The 15,770-nt window shown below is 51.0% G+C and carries 12 protein-coding genes; 7 read left to right on the top strand and 5 right to left on the bottom strand.

From position 1 onward, the window contains the following. The first annotated feature begins 223 nt into the window (after positions 1 to 223). The 4 genes from HW560_RS02530 to HW560_RS02515 all read left to right on the top strand — a co-directional run bounded on the left by HW560_RS02530 (position 224) and on the right by HW560_RS02515 (position 6,431). Complete coding sequence (locus HW560_RS02530) at positions 224 to 3,427, top strand: DEAD/DEAH box helicase (RefSeq protein ID WP_179261910.1); 3,204 nt, start codon at positions 224 to 226, stop codon at positions 3,425 to 3,427. A gap of 246 nt (positions 3,428 to 3,673) precedes the next feature. Continuing rightward, positions 3,674 to 4,495 carry a hypothetical protein gene (locus HW560_RS02525; RefSeq protein ID WP_179261908.1) on the top strand — a complete coding sequence of 274 codons (822 nt, stop codon included), beginning with the start codon at positions 3,674 to 3,676 and terminating at the stop codon, positions 4,493 to 4,495. 317 nt (positions 4,496 to 4,812) lie between these two features. Then, positions 4,813 to 5,787, top strand: a complete 975-nt coding sequence (locus HW560_RS02520; protein WP_090904213.1) for a M15 family metallopeptidase — start codon at positions 4,813 to 4,815, stop codon at positions 5,785 to 5,787. Between the two features lie 221 nt (positions 5,788 to 6,008). Further along, positions 6,009 to 6,431, top strand: coding sequence for a RidA family protein (locus tag HW560_RS02515; RefSeq protein WP_179261906.1), 423 nt, complete (start codon positions 6,009 to 6,011; stop codon positions 6,429 to 6,431). Between the two features lie 163 nt (positions 6,432 to 6,594). Here HW560_RS02515 and HW560_RS02510 read toward each other — a convergent pair whose 3' ends face one another. Continuing rightward, the gene (locus HW560_RS02510; protein ID WP_177185874.1) at positions 6,595 to 7,668 is read right to left on the bottom strand and encodes a copper amine oxidase N-terminal domain-containing protein; all 1,074 of its coding nucleotides are present in this window, start codon (positions 7,666 to 7,668) and stop codon (positions 6,595 to 6,597) included. A 282-nt stretch (positions 7,669 to 7,950) separates the two neighbouring features. Between HW560_RS02510 and HW560_RS02505 the strand changes: the two genes are divergently transcribed. Both HW560_RS02505 and HW560_RS02500 read left to right on the top strand, forming a co-directional pair. Then, on the top strand, positions 7,951 to 8,427 hold the full coding sequence (locus tag HW560_RS02505) for a GNAT family N-acetyltransferase (protein ID WP_090904216.1): 477 nt from the start codon (positions 7,951 to 7,953) through the stop codon (positions 8,425 to 8,427). Between the two features lie 38 nt (positions 8,428 to 8,465). After that, complete coding sequence (locus tag HW560_RS02500; protein ID WP_179261904.1) at positions 8,466 to 9,536, top strand: Gfo/Idh/MocA family protein; 1,071 nt, start codon at positions 8,466 to 8,468, stop codon at positions 9,534 to 9,536. Between the two features lie 115 nt (positions 9,537 to 9,651). Here the strand turns inward: HW560_RS02500 and HW560_RS02495 are convergent, their stop codons facing one another. The 4 genes from HW560_RS02495 to HW560_RS02480 all read right to left on the bottom strand — a co-directional run bounded on the left by HW560_RS02495 (position 9,652) and on the right by HW560_RS02480 (position 14,617). Continuing rightward, complete coding sequence (locus tag HW560_RS02495) at positions 9,652 to 10,692, bottom strand: zinc-binding alcohol dehydrogenase family protein (protein ID WP_090904218.1); 1,041 nt, start codon at positions 10,690 to 10,692, stop codon at positions 9,652 to 9,654. A gap of 190 nt (positions 10,693 to 10,882) precedes the next feature. Continuing rightward, positions 10,883 to 11,251, bottom strand: a complete 369-nt coding sequence (locus HW560_RS02490) for a hypothetical protein (protein WP_179261902.1) — start codon at positions 11,249 to 11,251, stop codon at positions 10,883 to 10,885. A gap of 96 nt (positions 11,252 to 11,347) precedes the next feature. Further along, positions 11,348 to 11,665 (bottom strand): hypothetical protein, encoded by a 318-nt coding sequence (locus HW560_RS02485; RefSeq protein WP_179261900.1) that lies wholly within the window; start codon positions 11,663 to 11,665, stop codon positions 11,348 to 11,350. A gap of 267 nt (positions 11,666 to 11,932) precedes the next feature. After that, a complete protein-coding gene (locus HW560_RS02480; RefSeq protein WP_179265725.1) occupies positions 11,933 to 14,617 on the bottom strand; it encodes a UvrD-helicase domain-containing protein in 2,685 nt (894 codons plus the stop codon). A 345-nt stretch (positions 14,618 to 14,962) separates the two neighbouring features. Between HW560_RS02480 and HW560_RS02475 the strand changes: the two genes are divergently transcribed. Next, on the top strand, positions 14,963 to 15,754 hold the full coding sequence (locus HW560_RS02475) for a zinc ribbon domain-containing protein (protein ID WP_179261898.1): 792 nt from the start codon (positions 14,963 to 14,965) through the stop codon (positions 15,752 to 15,754). Positions 15,755 to 15,770 lie beyond the last annotated feature (16 nt).

The following is a 15,770-nucleotide window of genomic DNA, read 5'->3' as shown; positions in this document are numbered from 1 at the left end:
CCTTTTTGGGGACGAGGGGCATTTTTTAGTGTGATCACCTAATCGTTGAATGCAATGACGTGGTATGTTTCACCTTTTAACAGCCGTACATAATATAGTACGAAGTGGTTTGAAGATGGTTTTTCGAAGTGATGTAGCACTTTTTATTCGTAAACGTTTTTAAATCCGAGCATTTTCGTATATGATGGAGAGTAACAATGCGAAGGGATGACGGGAGACTGTAATGATGCAATCGCTGTATGGAGTATGGCTTGGTGACGTATTTTTTTGTTTTTCCGGTGAAACATCGGAGCCACGTGTGGATGCGTGGAGCCACGTGGTACGGAAGCTGAATTTTGGCGACGGGGGTCGTCTGTTTCAGCCTGCCGCTCTGCGCCTTGCGGAGCTTCGTTGGCCCAATCCGATGCGTAATGCCGCGGAAGCGAAGGGTACGAAGCGGCGTCAATTGCTCGGACGGACGTTGGAAGGGCTGGCAATCTCGCCTAAAGATACATTCAAGCTGCTGCTCCATTGGGACGAAAGTATATTGAATGCGGCAGGAATTCAGGCCGGAGAAGAGATTCGCTACTGGGTGAAAGCAGCACAGTTTACACAGGAACTGCTGCTGCGTGGAGAATTTGCTCCATCCGCTGAGTTTGCGGCCAAGACGGGTGCGCGTCGGCGCACCGGACAGGAAACACTGACGGGCGTATGGCGTCCGCGTCTGCTGCAGGAAGCGGATGTGGAACGATTCCGGGAGTTGGCGGAATCCATGCCGCCGATCGGATTGTCTGCACCTGGAGCATACGCATCTTCTGAACCGGAATCACGGGAGGAAGCGGGAGCAGCCGTATTATTTTCATTTATGAGCGGAATGATTCATGCGGTTGTCACAAGTGAGATGGAAAGCATGGACAGTGAGCTGTCTCGTTACCGCACGCCATTCCGGCGTGGGTCCTCTCCGGTAGCAGAGCTGTGGTGGAATAGTCTGATCTCGATGTTCCGCCCGGTGACGGTGCAGGGACCTACGGAAGAAATGGCAGAACTCATTGGAACGCTGCAAGAAGCTGGCGGTACGGCGAGACCCGTGGTAGGCAGTGAAGAAACGGCTCCCACGGAAGGGGAGCTGAAGCTGGTACTGCGGCTGGAACCGCCCCTTGGTGATCATGAATCATTGTGGGGGATTACCTTCTGGGCAGACAGTGTGCAGGAATCTGGGCTGAGATTGCCTGCACGTACGATCTGGGCGCATCCGGAACGAGATCTGGACCGAGGCAAAGTACGTTATATTTCAGCTGCAGAACAGCTCCTGATGGCGCTGGGGCATGCATCAGAACTGGCACCGGAGCTGGAAACGGCGCTTCTTCATGCACGACCGGAAGGAATGAAGCTGGAACAGCAAGCCTTTTTTGAATTTTTGACCTATGCTGTGCCTCGTCTGCAGAAGGCGGGAGTAACCGTGTTAATGCCTTCCCGCTGGAGCCGAGCAGGGAAACGCCGCGCTGGGCTACGTCTGCAAATGCTCAATCGTGGCATAGAAAGACCGGTCGGGGCCCCGTCTGCACTGGGCATGGAGCAGCTGGTTGCCTTCAAGGCAGAACCGATGCTGGACGGCAAACCGGTTACGGCGGAGGAGCTGGCTGCCCTTGCAGAAGCAACGGTGCCTTATGTGATGTTCCGCGGCGAATGGATTGAAGTGGATACAAAAGAGATTCGCCAGGTTCTGCGTTATATGAAAAAAGAAGAAGAACAATATATGCCTCTATCCGAATGGCTGCATCTGGCAGCGGAAGAAGGCGAAGATACCGCATGGAAGGGACTTTCCGTCTTTGGTGCGGAATCCGAGGGGCTGCTGTCCTTTTTGCTCGACGGGCAGGTGCTCCGCAGTATTGAGCCTCGTCAAGTTCCGGCAGAGCTGCACGGCGAGCTGAGACCCTATCAAGAGCGGGGATACCAATGGTTATCCGCCATGCGTGAGCTTGGGTTCGGAGTATGTCTTGCCGATGATATGGGACTGGGAAAAACGATTCAGGTTATCACCTGCTTGCTGGACTTGAAACAGGAGGAACAGCAAGCCGCGGCAGATGAAGCGCGTGAGCACGAAGCGTTTATGGGGATGGAAGAAGAGTTCGGGAACAGTGAACAACCGCATGTGCATGATGCGCATCTGCCTGCACTTATTGTGTGTCCTACCTCGTTGCTCGGGAACTGGCAGCGTGAGCTGAAGCGTTTTGCTCCGAATCTGTCGTTATATATTCATCATGGCGGACAACGGTTGCACGGCAATGCCTTCCAGGCGGAAGCACAGTCCCATGATATTGTGCTGACGACCTATCATCTGGCTGGCCGGGATGGCCCCGATCTGGCTTCATTGCACTGGTCTACCGTTGTGCTGGATGAGGCGCAATATATTAAAAATTACCGTACGAAGCAAGCGCAAAGCGTCATGCGTCTGTCTACGCCGCATCGCATTGCGATGACGGGTACGCCAGTGGAGAATCGACTAAGCGAGCTGTGGTCCATTTTCCAATTCCTCAATCCGGGGTATCTGGGCACGGCTTCTTCATTCCGCCAGCGCTATACCGGACTGGGCCCATCCGAAGAAAATGCAGCCTCTTTGCGTGAGCTTCATCGGCTTGTATCGCCCTTTATGCTGCGCAGGCTGAAAAGTGACCCGGATATCCGCAAGGATCTGCCGGAGAAGCTGGAACTGAAATCCTATTGTTCCCTGACACCAGAGCAGACCGTTCTGTATCAGCGAGTGGTGGATGATCTGATGGGCGGATTGGATGGACGTAACGGTATCGCTCGTAAGGGAATTGTGTTGTCATCACTGACCAAGCTGAAGCAGATCTGCGATCATCCGGTGCTGGCAGACAGCAGTCGGAAGGAACACGGCAAGGCTGAGGCATCTGGTAAAATGGAGCGTTTGCTGGAATTGCTGGATGCAATCCGTGACAACGGGGAGTCGGCGCTGATTTTCACTCAGTATGTAGCGATGGGAGAACTGCTCGTATCCAGGCTTAAACAGCGGTATGAGGAAGAACCTTACTTCCTGCATGGCGGCGTATCGAAGTCGCAAAGAGATGATATGGTGGAAACCTTCCAAAAAGGGGAAGGGCCATCCTTGTTTGTCCTGTCTCTTCGTGCCGGAGGTGTGGGCCTGAATCTGACGCGTGCCAGTCATGTCGTTCACTACGATCGCTGGTGGAATCCTGCGGTGGAGAATCAGGCAACGGACCGGGTATTCCGGATTGGGCAGAATCGAAACGTACAGGTGCATAAGCTGATCTGTCAGGGTACCCTGGAGGAACGGATTGATGAGCTGATTGAGAGTAAAAAGGCACTTTCTGAGCAAGTGGTCGGTTCCGGTGAGAACTGGCTGACCGAGATGTCGGATGATGAGCTGCGCGGCCTGATCTCGCTTCAGGGCGAGACATGGCTGTAAGTTGCTATATAAGTTCAACTAATGAATATTTACACTGGCACTCCGATGACAGAACAACCTTCCGATCGCTGTTATCCCCAGATTTCTTTAATTCCTTTATAAAAGGGGAAATCCGGGGATAAAGGCGAACGCTTTGCTTCTTCAGGTTATTTCTGTCCTCTCCGTTATTGTGTGAATGTTTAGTTAAACATATATAGATACACACTCACATAAATGAAGAGTGTAATGACAGGAAGGGGGATTGTTGTGAGCGAAAAATGGAATGTAGAGCTGCATATGTCCCCCGGTGGATGGACAGCAGAAGTTAGTGCGGCTGCTGATGCAGGCAAAGAGGCATTAGCAGCCGCCGCAGGCAAGACCGAATCAGCCGAAGGCTTGTTTACGGTAACAGGCACGCTGACGCAGCTTAGTGAAGCTGAACGGGAGGCTGTGCTGGCACAGCTGAGCAAGCGTCCGCTGGCGCTGTACGCGCTGCTGCGCGGCGGCCCTGCCCCGGCGGAGCTCGCAGGGCTGCTGCCGCTGCATGCGCCAAGCGAGGCTGAGCACGGCACAGCCGTTGGCAGCTCGCTAAGCGCGGGCGGCGCAGCGACGTGCACCTGCGGCCGCCCGGGCTGCGCGCATGCCGCGGCCGCTGAGCGCGCCGTTGCCGCGCGCTTCGCGGCCGAGCCGCTGCTGCAGCTGGCGCACGCCGGCCTGCCGCGCGAAGCGCTGCTCGCCGGCGTGCTGGGATCATGGGCGGAGGAACTGGCCCATGATCCCAGCGGCCCCGGCCGCGCAGCCGAAACGGCCGGCCGCCCGCAGGCGCGGGGCGGCGAAGGCGGCGCAGCCGTCGGCGAGTGGATCGCCGAGGCAGCCGCGGACGGCGCCATGCACCAGCCGGGGCCTGGCTTCGGCGCCGTGAAGGTGCGGCTGGCGCAGCCGGGCAAGCCCCCGGCAACGCCAGAGCTGGCGGCCCTGCTGCCAGGCGTGCCTGCCACCGCAGGGCTGGCATTGATCCGCGAGCGCGTAGCTGCGCGGATGTGGGAGGCTGTCCAAAAGAAGAAGAATGACAGCCCGGCAACCAAATGATGCACCATTACGAGCGGGGGGAGATCTTAGATCATCCCCGCTTGTTTGTGCTGTGCATCGGCGTAATCCTTTTGATCCAAAATGGATATATACATTTCTAATTCGCTTCTATGGCGTTGAACCTTGGGATAGGGCTCTAAAAGTCCAAAAAACGACCGTACAAGCTGTACACCCGGCATATCTTTAGGGTGACCTCCTCTCAAGGAGGTCTTTACCGGTGGAGCTTCGCAGCAATTTGAGGTATACTGTCGCAGGGGAAGACAAGCCCACATGCACGAATACGGCAATTATTATTACTATGCGATAGGAGTTTTTACATGAAATTACGTACAGGACGACAGCGCCACATTGCGGTTATGCTGTCCTCACTTATGATATGCGCCGCTTTGTTATCTGCTTGCCAGGACGGCTCAGGCTCGGAGGAGAACCAGAATCTGAACGCAGCAGGAAGCGCACAGCAAGAGTCGGACGGTACCACGGTTCATTTGACGGAGGATACTGGCAAGGATGGCAGCAACACAGGTGGGGCTGACAGCTCATCTTCGGACAATAACAATGAAGGTACAGATAGTGGTTCCGGCAATGCATCAACTGGGGGAGCGGGTTCTTCTGACGCAGGCAATGGAGCCACCACAGCAGAGAATTCCCTGATGGAGAAACGCAGCATTAGCGCGCTGCAAACGACGATTGATGCACAAGCGGTAGTGACCAATTCAGAAGCGATGACAGTGATCGTTAACAAACAGCGCAGCTTGCCAGAAGGATACGAGCCGGATGATCTGGTGGAGCCTAACGTACCGTTCTCCTTCGACGGGCCGCATGAAAAGCGTCATATGCGCAAGGAAGCTGCCGAAGCGTTGGAGAAGCTGTTTGCCGGTGCCAAAGCGGACGACATTGAGCTTCGTGCGGTATCTGGATATCGTTCTTATCAGCGCCAGGTGTCGATCTATAACAACAATGTCAAAACCAAAGGTCAAGAATACACGGATCGTGTAAGCTCTGTGCCAGGCCACAGCGAACATCAGACCGGACTAGCGATTGACGTTTCCAGTCCAAGTGTAGGCAATGCCATAGAAGAGGTGTTTGGCACATCGAAAGAAGGCCAGTGGTTGGCTGAGCATGCAGCAGAATATGGGTTCATCATCCGTTATCCAAAAGGTGAGGAAGCGATAACCGGCTATGTGTACGAGCCATGGCATATTCGCTATGTTGGCACTGATCTGGCTCCTGATATTGTGAAAAGTGGACTGACACTTGAAGAATACTTTGACGAAGCTAATATCAAGCTGTAAGCCTGATGCTTCATCTTTTGATTGAGGAATAGGATCTCAATCTCCAAAGCCGCTGAATGATTCAGCCCCTGTCCAAGGCACGGGAAATCACTCAGGGGCTTTTTGATTTGAGCTAAGTTCAGCTAATATCCTATTTATTTGCTTGTTCAGCAAGTCGGCAGGCTGATATAATTCATGTTTAATCAGGAATCGAAATCACAGTTAAAGCGAGGGGAAGCAGAATGAACAGACAGCAGGTGTTTACCGGTTCTCCTTGGGAGCCGCTTGTAGGATATTGCCGTGCCATTCGTGTTGGCAACCGAATTGAGGTTGCGGGTACTACAGCCATGCAGGATGGTGTTGTGGTTGGAGCAGGAGATCCATATGCACAGACGAGATTTATTTTGCAGACCATCGAAAATGCACTGAAAGAATTGGGAGCAGACATGTCTCATGTCGTGAGAACCCGCATGTTTGTTACTGACATTTCCCGGTGGGAAGAAGTGGGCAAGGCCCATGGTGAATTTTTTGGTCAGATCCAGCCTGTCGCCACGATGGTGGAGGTCAGTGCACTCATTGATCCTTTGCTGATGGTAGAGATTGAGGCAGAAGCGATTGTTGAAGCACAAGCTGAAGTTAAAGCCGAAATAACAATAACGGAGTAGAGCTATTGCGTACATATATACGAAATGCAGGATCGAGAAATAACCTTACCCCAACCTCCATGAAGGAGGAAGCAAGGGATAAGGTTATTTTTGCATTGATATAGTGTAATCTAGCTCTACTGAGCCCTACGCCTAAATTAGGGTAGGCTTCTTTACTGAGAGCTTATTTCGCTTCAGGTTGATCCGCTGGTGTTTCGATGACCACTTTCCAAGCCGTTCCGATTGGTGGCAGGCTGCGAGTCAGGACCGGGCTATAGAATCCAATCACTTTAGCACCTTTGGTCAGTTCCTCTGGTTTGATCGTTTCCCCTTTATGATTCACCAGTTGTGTATCTTTGGTAATGTTAAGGATAACATGGTCAGGGGCCGTCTCTGTCAGACGGGAGCCAGAGATCTCGATCTGAGTACCATTATCTTCTGTTGTTTTTACATTTTCAATTGTACCTGCTGTACCCAGAACCTCTTTGGGTTGTGCTTCGGATTCAGAAGCAGCAGTATCCAGTACAGTGACTTTGTAAGTAGGGGTTTGCGGCGGTAAACTGAGGGTTGCAATCTCTGAATGCTCAGCTTCCACGTTCATGCCAATGGTCAAATCGGTAAGCTTGATATCTTTGCCATCCGCGGATTTGAACACGGTATCTTCACTAACATTAAGGACGATACCCTCTGTACCTGCACCGCCGATATGGATGGATTGATACTTGCCTTCACTGTTAATTCCCGTAATGACCCCACGCTCAGTAACGGTTTTCACTTCCTCTTCACTGGAGATGGTTACTTGGTTACCTGTTGTATTCACTTGTGCGTGCAGTACTTTATCTGCAAAAGAAGCGGGTACAAACAATGTACCATTTGTGATTTCAGGTGCTGTTCCCAGCTTAAGCAGCATTTTATTGACTGAATACTGGTCTTTGCCTGTGGTTACAAGTGTCCAGAGGGTACCTTTTGTCAGCTCCGCAGATTTGTTTTCCTTGTTCCATTTCAGTTCAATGCCAAGTGCTTCGGTGAGATCACGAAGTGCGATCATAGGTACTTGACCATCCTTGTTCCAATAACCGTCAGTCATCGGAGCACCGTTCACAGATACTTTTACAGCTTCAGTTGCTTTGCTATCGGCTGATACGGAAGTTGAATTAACAGGCTGAATGCTGTCCAGGTTTGCTGCGTATGCGGCTCCCCCGCCCAGGGCCAAGGACAGGACCATCAGGGCACTAACTTTTTTCATGTTGTTGTTCATCGTTGATTTCATCCCTTCTCATCTTGGTTATGACGCGGTAAACTCCTATTAAGGCCACGTTCCATCCTTATAGACGGGACAACTTCGTCCAGTGTTGCACTTTAAGGTAATTAATGTGAGCAGCATGGTAGTCTATTATTTGAAAAACATGCCAGATTCCCGGTTATAAGAAGCAGGATGCGGTTAAGGATCAATGAGTGGAAAACGTGTGATTCAGACGTGGAATTAACCCTGGATTACATGGGGGTGGGGAGCACCCAGATAAGAGGAGGGGGAAGTCACATGAGTGATATGTTAGTGGCGCTTTACCATTTGCCAGAGCAAGAGAGTGGACTGAAAAAGTTGGAGGAGTCCTCTATTGTTATCCGTAGAGCCATTGCACCAGAGAAGCAGGTTGTGCTGGATTGGGTGAAATCCCATTTTAGCCAGCCCTGGGTGGATGAATGTGATGTAGCTTTTGCACGTCAACCTGTGACTTGTTATATTGCACTTGAGCATGGGAAGATGATCGGCTTCGCTTGTTATGAAGCAACATGTCGTAATTTCTTTGGTCCAACAGGTGTGGGTCAGGAGGCACGGGGCAAAGGTGTCGGTACAGCGCTGCTGTTGGCCTGTATGCATGCCATGAAGGCAGATGGTTACGCTTACGCGATTATTGGATCGGCGGGACCCGTGGATTTCTATGCTCAGACCCTGGGGGCCGTGAAGATCGAAAATTCAACACCAGGGATTTACAAAGGCATGCTCCGGGCAGACTAGACGATATTCATGTTCTGGAAAAGGAAGGGAGGAAGAAGATGACCACGAGCAAAATGCTGCATATTGGCATGATCGGCACAGGCTCCATCTCGGATCTTCATATGAGGTGTTATGCCAAGAACGAGAATGCAGTCATTTACGCCATCTGTGACCTGAACGAACAGCGTGCAGCCGCGGCTGCTGAGAAGTATGATGCACAATCTGTGTACACCGATTATCGGGAGATGCTGAAGGACCCGCATGTGGATGCCGTTAGTATCTGTACATGGAATAATACACATGCCGAATTTGCGATCGCTGCCCTGGAGGCAGGTAAACATGTGCTGCTGGAAAAACCGGTAGCAACCAATGTGGAAGATGCGCTGCGGATTGAAGAGGCTGTGAAGAGAAGCGGATGTACCTTTGTCGTGGGCTTTGTGCGTCGTTATGACAACAATATGCAGATGATGCGCGGTTTCATTGATGCCGGTGAGTTTGGTGAGTTGTACTATGCCAAAGCTTCTATCCTGCGTCGCTTGGGAAATCCCGGAGGCTGGTTTGCGGACAAAAACCGTTCCGGCGGTGGCCCGCTCATTGATCTTGGCGTACATATTATCGACCAATGCTGGTATCTGATGGGCAAACCGAAACCTGTTTCGGTGAGTGGCAATACGTACCGAAAACTGGGCAATCGTGCGCATATCGAGCATCTTTCTTTTTACAAAGCCGCAGATTACAGTTCTGCTGTCAACAATGTGGAGGATATGGCGAATGCACTGATTCGCTTCGAGAACGGGGCTTCTTTGGCCGTAGATGTGAGCTTTACCCTGCATGCACGTGGGGAAGAATCTTCAGTCCGATTGTACGGCGAGCGCGGTGGGTTTGAGCTGGAGCCGGAGACGTTAATCGTCACCGAGAAACACAATACCATCCTTAACATTGAACCCCAGACAGACTATAAAGGTCTCGATATTCATGGTGCCTTCCAGAATCAGATTGATCACTTTGTGGATTGCTGTCTGAATGGTACCGAGCCCATTAGTCCCATTGCGGATGGTGTGGCTTCGACAAGGATGCTGTGCGGAATTTACGAGTCAGCCGAAAAGGGTCAGGAGATTCGTCTGGACTGATATAGAGGTAGAATTTAATGTGGTATTAAAGGGTGTTGTTTCTCCATCTTATCTTTGGAGAGACAACACCCTTTGGTGGATTCACTGATCGTGATCAGACAAAACGGATGTACGTTTATTTTTCGAACCCTTCCAACACGATTTTGCCAATCGCAGTGCCCGATTTACTTTTTCGGTAGGCTTCCAGCAGGTTAGCTGCATTAATGGGTTCAATCCGTTCTGCCATCGTTGTATGAATCTTGCCAGCCTCCACCAGATCTGCGATTTCATTAAGCAGAAGATGCTGTTCAATCATATCATCAGTCTGGAACATCGGGCGGGTGAACATCATTTCCCAGACGAGCGTTACGCTTTTTGAGAATAACTTTTGAAGTTCGGGTGGTTTTTCGAAGGGTAGAATGGAGCAAATTTTCCCCTGAGGCAAAATAACGTCTGCCATCTGTTCCATATGCTCATCTATATGATTTAGCACGAAAATGTATTGTACACCAGCGAGTCCAAGATCTTTAAGTTGTGGTCCAAATGGTTGATGATGGTTGATCACGTGGTCTGCTCCGTTTGATTTTGCCCAAGAGACGGATTCGGGACGAGAGGCAGTTGCTATAACTTGAAGTCCAGCGAGCTTGGCTAATTGAGTAGCGATCGAGCCGACGCCTCCCGCTGCCCCGATAATAAGCATGCTATTGCCTTCGTTATCCGATGCATTCCTGGAAATGCCCAAGCGCTCAAAAAAAGCTTCTCCTGCCGTAAGGCTTGTCAGAGGTAAAGCTGCTGCCTGGGCAAAATCCAGATTTTTCGGCTTTCTGCCGACAATGCGTTCATCTACTAAATGAAACTCACTGTGTCCGCCTGGGCGTATATTGCTCCCCGCATAATATACTTCGTCACCAACGTTGAACAAATGGCAATCGGAGCCGATGTCCACTACCACGCCCGCTACATCACGACCAGGCACAGTCAGGGATAAGTCGTTCGGTTGTTTGGAAAGATGCGACCTCCAATCCGTCGGATTGACAGACACCGCCTTCACCTCAACGAGTAAATCCTTTCCTGTAGGTTTGGGTTTCTCCAGTTCTACCTCCTGAAATGGCGGTATGTCAGTCTCTAGCCCGGGTTCGTAATATCCGAATGCTTTCATCATGATTGGGTTTTCCATCGCTATAGTTATCCTCCTCGCAGAAATAAGTGTATATATATAAACATATATCATAATATCAAAAATAAACAGTAGTATCATTTTTGGTTTATAGTATCAATAATGATACTATTAGAGTTAAATTTATAAAAAAGACTCCCACCACTCCTGAAGCAGACAGGCGGAGCGAGGAAGTCTTTGATAAAAAAGTTCATTTATTCAGCGGTGAGTTCTCATACCCTTGATCATCATAATCCGTATCTTGCAGCCGTGAAAGTACATTCATGCTCTCAATCGCCTGCCGGGTATCCGAAGTGCCATGGTCGTAAAGAAACGTGTACAGCAACGTCATGCCATCTGAGAATTGTTCTGTTGCTTCGTCATGATCCGCCGATTTGTAGGGTACCGGAGCTCGTTGCAGTGTATAGGCGTCTTCATCCTCCAGCACTTTCATCAGGTCTTTCAGCCGATTTAACTGTTCATCGTTCACCATGACTTCAAACGGAGTTGATTCGTTCTTGGTCTGTTCAATAAGATTATGGGTTACCGATACATAGTAATGCTTTTTGCCGTCCTGCATAATCCAACCTCCATTCTAAAATGGAAAAAAGACGCTTCTACTGTTAATAAACAGCAGGAAGCGTCCTGAAACGAATGGCTATCGTTTGCCTTCGTCTTACTCATCAATGTGCTCAGTTACAACCGACCATCCATTGCCTATGCCATCCAAACGACCTTGTTCAAAAAAATCAATTCCATTAACTGTGATACTCACTGCAACCATTTCCGGTTCATTTTCTACGGGATCTACAACAATAAATCCTTTGTTCAATAAATATGTGATCGTTCTCTGTCTCTCTATGTGTGCATCCGGATAGAATCTTTTTTTGGGGACGATACAAGAAGGGTTTTCAGTAAACCATATCGTATACAGTTCTTGTAATATATCGAATCTTTCTTGTATCCGCTCTTTAATTACAGCTTCCAGTTCCATAACTCACCTCTTCTAATTTGTGCAAAGGGGCTATCTCGAAAGGGATGCTCCTCTCGCTCCAAGCGTTAACGAACCTACCGCATACTAAAAGACTAATTCTCAAAGATTACATATTTTAACGAACTTCAGTGACCTTATTTAGGTAAAAACGGACGTGCGAACCTAAAAATCGGTCAACATTGAAGAAATAAGGTCACTATGATTCGTTACACCTCAGTTTTGCGCAAATCGGAGCAAATAGCGTGTGCTAGGTTCGTTAAACCTAACTCATCTTCCGAACCGGCTAGTTACCGGAACCTTCCGTGTACCGGCCTCCATCGTGCCTGAACATAGTGGACAGGGCGGAGGACCAGAGGTCGCTTTTTTGGATGAATTGGCAGAAGAACCATCCGGTTTCTGGCGCAGCCACGCTTTGCAGGTGGACGAGCTGCACTTCCAGATTGCCACGGTCTCCGTGCGTTCTGTCTTTCCTGAGGAATGCGACCCAGAACGGTTTGATGAAGACGAAGCGGCCTGACTTACACCCGTGGTGCTGAACGCCGTGTGATTGCGAATCACCCCGCTGCCGCGCCGCTCACTGAGACGATCCTCGTCTCGTTCATCGAGTACTTCCAAATCACGCCGATCACTTTGACGGATCGCGCTACGCTGACCTGCACTTCGTAGATCTGAACCACGCTGAACGGGACTCATTGCATCCCGTCCCTGCGGCCGCGATCCTGAACGGACGGATGCTGCATTTCCGTTTCTAGTTCTACTCTCATTGCCGTTAGCTTTACCATTCGTGTTCCCGCTACCCTTCCAGCTGCTGCTACCACTGCCGTATGACGTGTGATTGCCAGTCTGGCCATCCTCGCGGTTTTTGCGTTTATCCGGTACCTCCATGCCGAAGGCTTCGAGCAGAAAGCGGGAAACGTCCGCCGGTTTTCCGTGATGACTGGCGGGAGAAGTGATGTATAAGTACTGTTTGGCCCGTGTGATTGCGACATAGGCGAGACGTCGCTCCTCTTCCAGAGCCATATCCAGTTCGGCATCTGTCTGCTGCACCGTAAGAGCAGCCTTCTGGTCTTCAGGGATATCCTGCCGCAGTGCCGTGCTGTGAGGCACGATTCCTTCGCTGGCGCCGATCCAGTATACACATGGGAATTCAAGTCCCTTGGCCCGGTGAATGGTCATCAGTTGGACTGCATCGCTGTCCTGTGAACGGCGCAGTGATTCCATCTCGCGGTGTCTGCGGGAGAGTTCATCGGCGAATTGGATGAACTCTTCAACGGTTTCGAATTTTTTGGCGGCAGCTTCGAATTCGTCCAGTGTCTCCAACATCGTTTCCTTATAATGGGTAAAGATGCTGGGATCACCGCTTTCCATATACTTGTCGTAAAACTGGCGGCGCATCTCCTGGATCGCGATCACCGGTTTCAGCTTCGTCAGTGATTTGATCAGCTTGATGCGTTCCTTGACCTGTTCCTGCTGAAAAGGCTTCAGCTTGTCCCATTTGGCCAGATGGATGAGCGGATATTTCTTCGCTTGCTGCTCTTCACTGCGCTGAATCCACTCCAGTCCGGCATCACGGGATACATAGAGAGGCCCCAGCGCACTCGGCAGAGCATCTACAGCACGTGGATTCAGAGACAAGCGCATATGATCCATCAACGGTCGAATCAATGACTGGTCATAGAAGACCGGGGAAGCGCCGTGTTGTACAAACGGCACATCTTTCAACACAAGCTGCTCGAATATAGCCCGACTGCTGCTGGCTGTCCTGTGCAGGATTGCGATATCCCGATACGTATGCAAACCTTCCTCAACTTGCTGACACAACTGGTTAACAACCCAAGCTGCTTCTTCCTCGGCATTGGAGGGGGTTGCGAACCGTGGCGCATCTCCGCGATGTCCGGCTGCGCGCAGCCGCTTGTCACGTCTTCGTTTGTTCCGGGCGACCAATTCACTGCCCAGTCCCAGAATACGCGCATCGCTGCGGTAGTTGATATCCAGCGTCACGATGCGTGCACCGGGGTAAACTTTATCGAATTCCAAAATGGATTCCTGCCGTGCCCCATTAAATGTATAGATCGTCTGGTCATCGTCTCCCACAACCATCAGGTTGCGGTGGGCAGCAGCCAGTTTTTGCACAATTTCATATTGCAGACTGTTCGTATCCTGGAACTCATCGACCATGATGTACTGAAAACGCTGCTGAAGCGGCCCCAGTACAGCAGGATCACGAAGCAGAGCGGCAGCTCGCAGCAAAATATCGTCAAAATCCATTTTGTTGCGATCCCGCTTCCAGGCTTCATAACCAAGGAGAACACGTTTGGCATCCCGTTCCTCCTGTGATTTTTCGGGAAGATCGCTCGTCTCTGAGCCTTGCATTTTCCAAGCAGACAGCATGGCCAACAGACTCTCAGGCTGAAAAGCCTCACTCATGCCATTCTGACGCAGGAGCATTTTGAGCACGGTATGCTGCGCACGGGACTCGCCAAAAATCTCCTCCTGCACGCCGTAATGACGCAGCAGCGTCAACGCGAACGAGTGGAATGTACGGGCCTGCACCGCTCGTGCGGCTGCGGGACGAATGCCAGGCAGCGATGCGATGCGGTCCTTCATCTCAGTGGCAGCTTTGTTCGTGAACGTCACCAGCAGGATGCTTCCCGCTTGAGCGCCACTAACCTCCATCAGGTAGCCGGCACGTGCAGCCAGTACGGTTGTTTTGCCGCAGCCAGCTCCTGCGAGAGTCAGCAGGGGTCCTTTGCCGTGGCGAACCGCTGAGATCTGGGGTCCGTTCAGACGGATGCCTACCTCTTCCAGAGAGCGGAAATAAGGCGCATCCCGATCATCGCTGCCCACGAGCTGCCTACTGGTCTCCAGCGGAGCTGAAGGGGACTGGGGCAGGGATGCCGCCGGGGTAACCCCGAGCGGACGGGGGTAAAACGTTGAGTTCGGACTTAACATCATTCATCCACCTCTATATGCATTCAGGGATAGGACTATCCCGGCTTAAAAGTAATTCATTTGCCCTTTTCATAATCGCATTGTAAATTGGTATGATAGGGATAACCGCCCAAGTAGGCGGATCAGTAGGGCCAAAGCTTCATTATACCCGAACGTATGGTCCTGGCGAAAGCCCCCGAATTCATCCAGCATCGGCAGAAAACGGGCATTCACGCGAGATTTCGCAACTTTTTGGTATGATATCGTATAAGTTATATACTATAAAAAATCAAATGAAAATGGGTTTTGGAACAAATGGTGTTGAATCAAAAGGTTCAACTCTGACGGGACAGAGGAGGAGAAGTCATGAAACTGCTTCAGCGAATTAAGAACGGAGCAAACAAAGCAACAGAGCGTGCCCAGCACGCCGTTGAAATCGGTAAAATTAATAATCAGATTGTGGGCTTGCAGCAGGAACAGGAAGTCCATTTTACAGATATGGGTCGTATCTTCTATGAAGGTTATCGCGCACAGGACATGACGCGTGCCGAAAAAGAGATGGTGGATCTATCGGGGCTGTGCGATGAATTGCAGGACGAGATCGATGGACTGCGCAACAAGATTGCACAACTGAAAAATGAGCGGTTATGCGAGTGTGGACACGTCGCTACACTGGATGCCAACTTCTGTCCGAAATGCGGACGCAAGTTGGGTGAGTTCAAACCCGCAGCAGCATCTGTAGGAGGAACAAGCCCTGCGAGACAGGAAGCAGCCGTGGCCCACAGCCCGGAGCGACCGATCTACGATGCGCCAGTTGAAGAGGAACTGGAGGAAGCTGAGCCGTATCACACGGTGATTCCGTCCATTGCGGACCTGGAGACCGAATCCGAGTATAACAGTACGGAGTTTACCCAAGAGGAAAAGGAAGCGTTCGATGCCGAGTGGGAACGCCGTCGGGATGAAGAAATGCAACGGGAGCGTGAGCGCCAGCAGGAGCTGGATGAGCGTATTCGGTACTGGAAAGAAAATAATCCAATCGTGAACACCGTGGACGTACAGACCGAAGTGCCACGCGAAATGGTGAACTGTCAGATTTGTGCAGCAGAGCTGCCCAAAGGCTCGAAATGGTGCCCACGCTGCGGAGCAGAACAGATCTGATTTGATGCAGTAGACG

This window comes from Paenibacillus sp. E222, from assembly GCF_013401555.1.
GTDB lineage: Bacteria > Bacillota > Bacilli > Paenibacillales > Paenibacillaceae > Paenibacillus.
This window is presented reverse-complemented; position numbering and strand designations above follow the sequence as displayed.

Excerpts from the sequence above, each read along its gene's own strand:
- HW560_RS02530 (WP_179261910.1), top strand. The coding sequence starts at position 224 with ATGATGCAATCGCTGTATGGAGTATGGCTTGGTGACGTATTTTTTTGT.
- HW560_RS02515 (WP_179261906.1), top strand. The coding sequence starts at position 6,009 with ATGAACAGACAGCAGGTGTTTACCGGTTCTCCTTGGGAGCCGCTTGTA.
- HW560_RS02490 (WP_179261902.1), bottom strand. The coding sequence starts at position 11,251 with ATGCAGGACGGCAAAAAGCATTACTATGTATCGGTAACCCATAATCTT.
- HW560_RS02485 (WP_179261900.1), bottom strand. The coding sequence starts at position 11,665 with ATGGAACTGGAAGCTGTAATTAAAGAGCGGATACAAGAAAGATTCGAT.
- HW560_RS02510 (WP_177185874.1), bottom strand. The coding sequence starts at position 7,668 with ATGAACAACAACATGAAAAAAGTTAGTGCCCTGATGGTCCTGTCCTTG.
- HW560_RS02520 (WP_090904213.1), top strand. The coding sequence starts at position 4,813 with ATGAAATTACGTACAGGACGACAGCGCCACATTGCGGTTATGCTGTCC.
- HW560_RS02480 (WP_179265725.1), bottom strand. The coding sequence starts at position 14,617 with ATGTTAAGTCCGAACTCAACGTTTTACCCCCGTCCGCTCGGGGTTACC.
- HW560_RS02495 (WP_090904218.1), bottom strand. The coding sequence starts at position 10,692 with ATGGAAAACCCAATCATGATGAAAGCATTCGGATATTACGAACCCGGG.
- HW560_RS02500 (WP_179261904.1), top strand. The coding sequence starts at position 8,466 with ATGACCACGAGCAAAATGCTGCATATTGGCATGATCGGCACAGGCTCC.
- HW560_RS02505 (WP_090904216.1), top strand. The coding sequence starts at position 7,951 with ATGAGTGATATGTTAGTGGCGCTTTACCATTTGCCAGAGCAAGAGAGT.
- HW560_RS02475 (WP_179261898.1), top strand. The coding sequence starts at position 14,963 with ATGAAACTGCTTCAGCGAATTAAGAACGGAGCAAACAAAGCAACAGAG.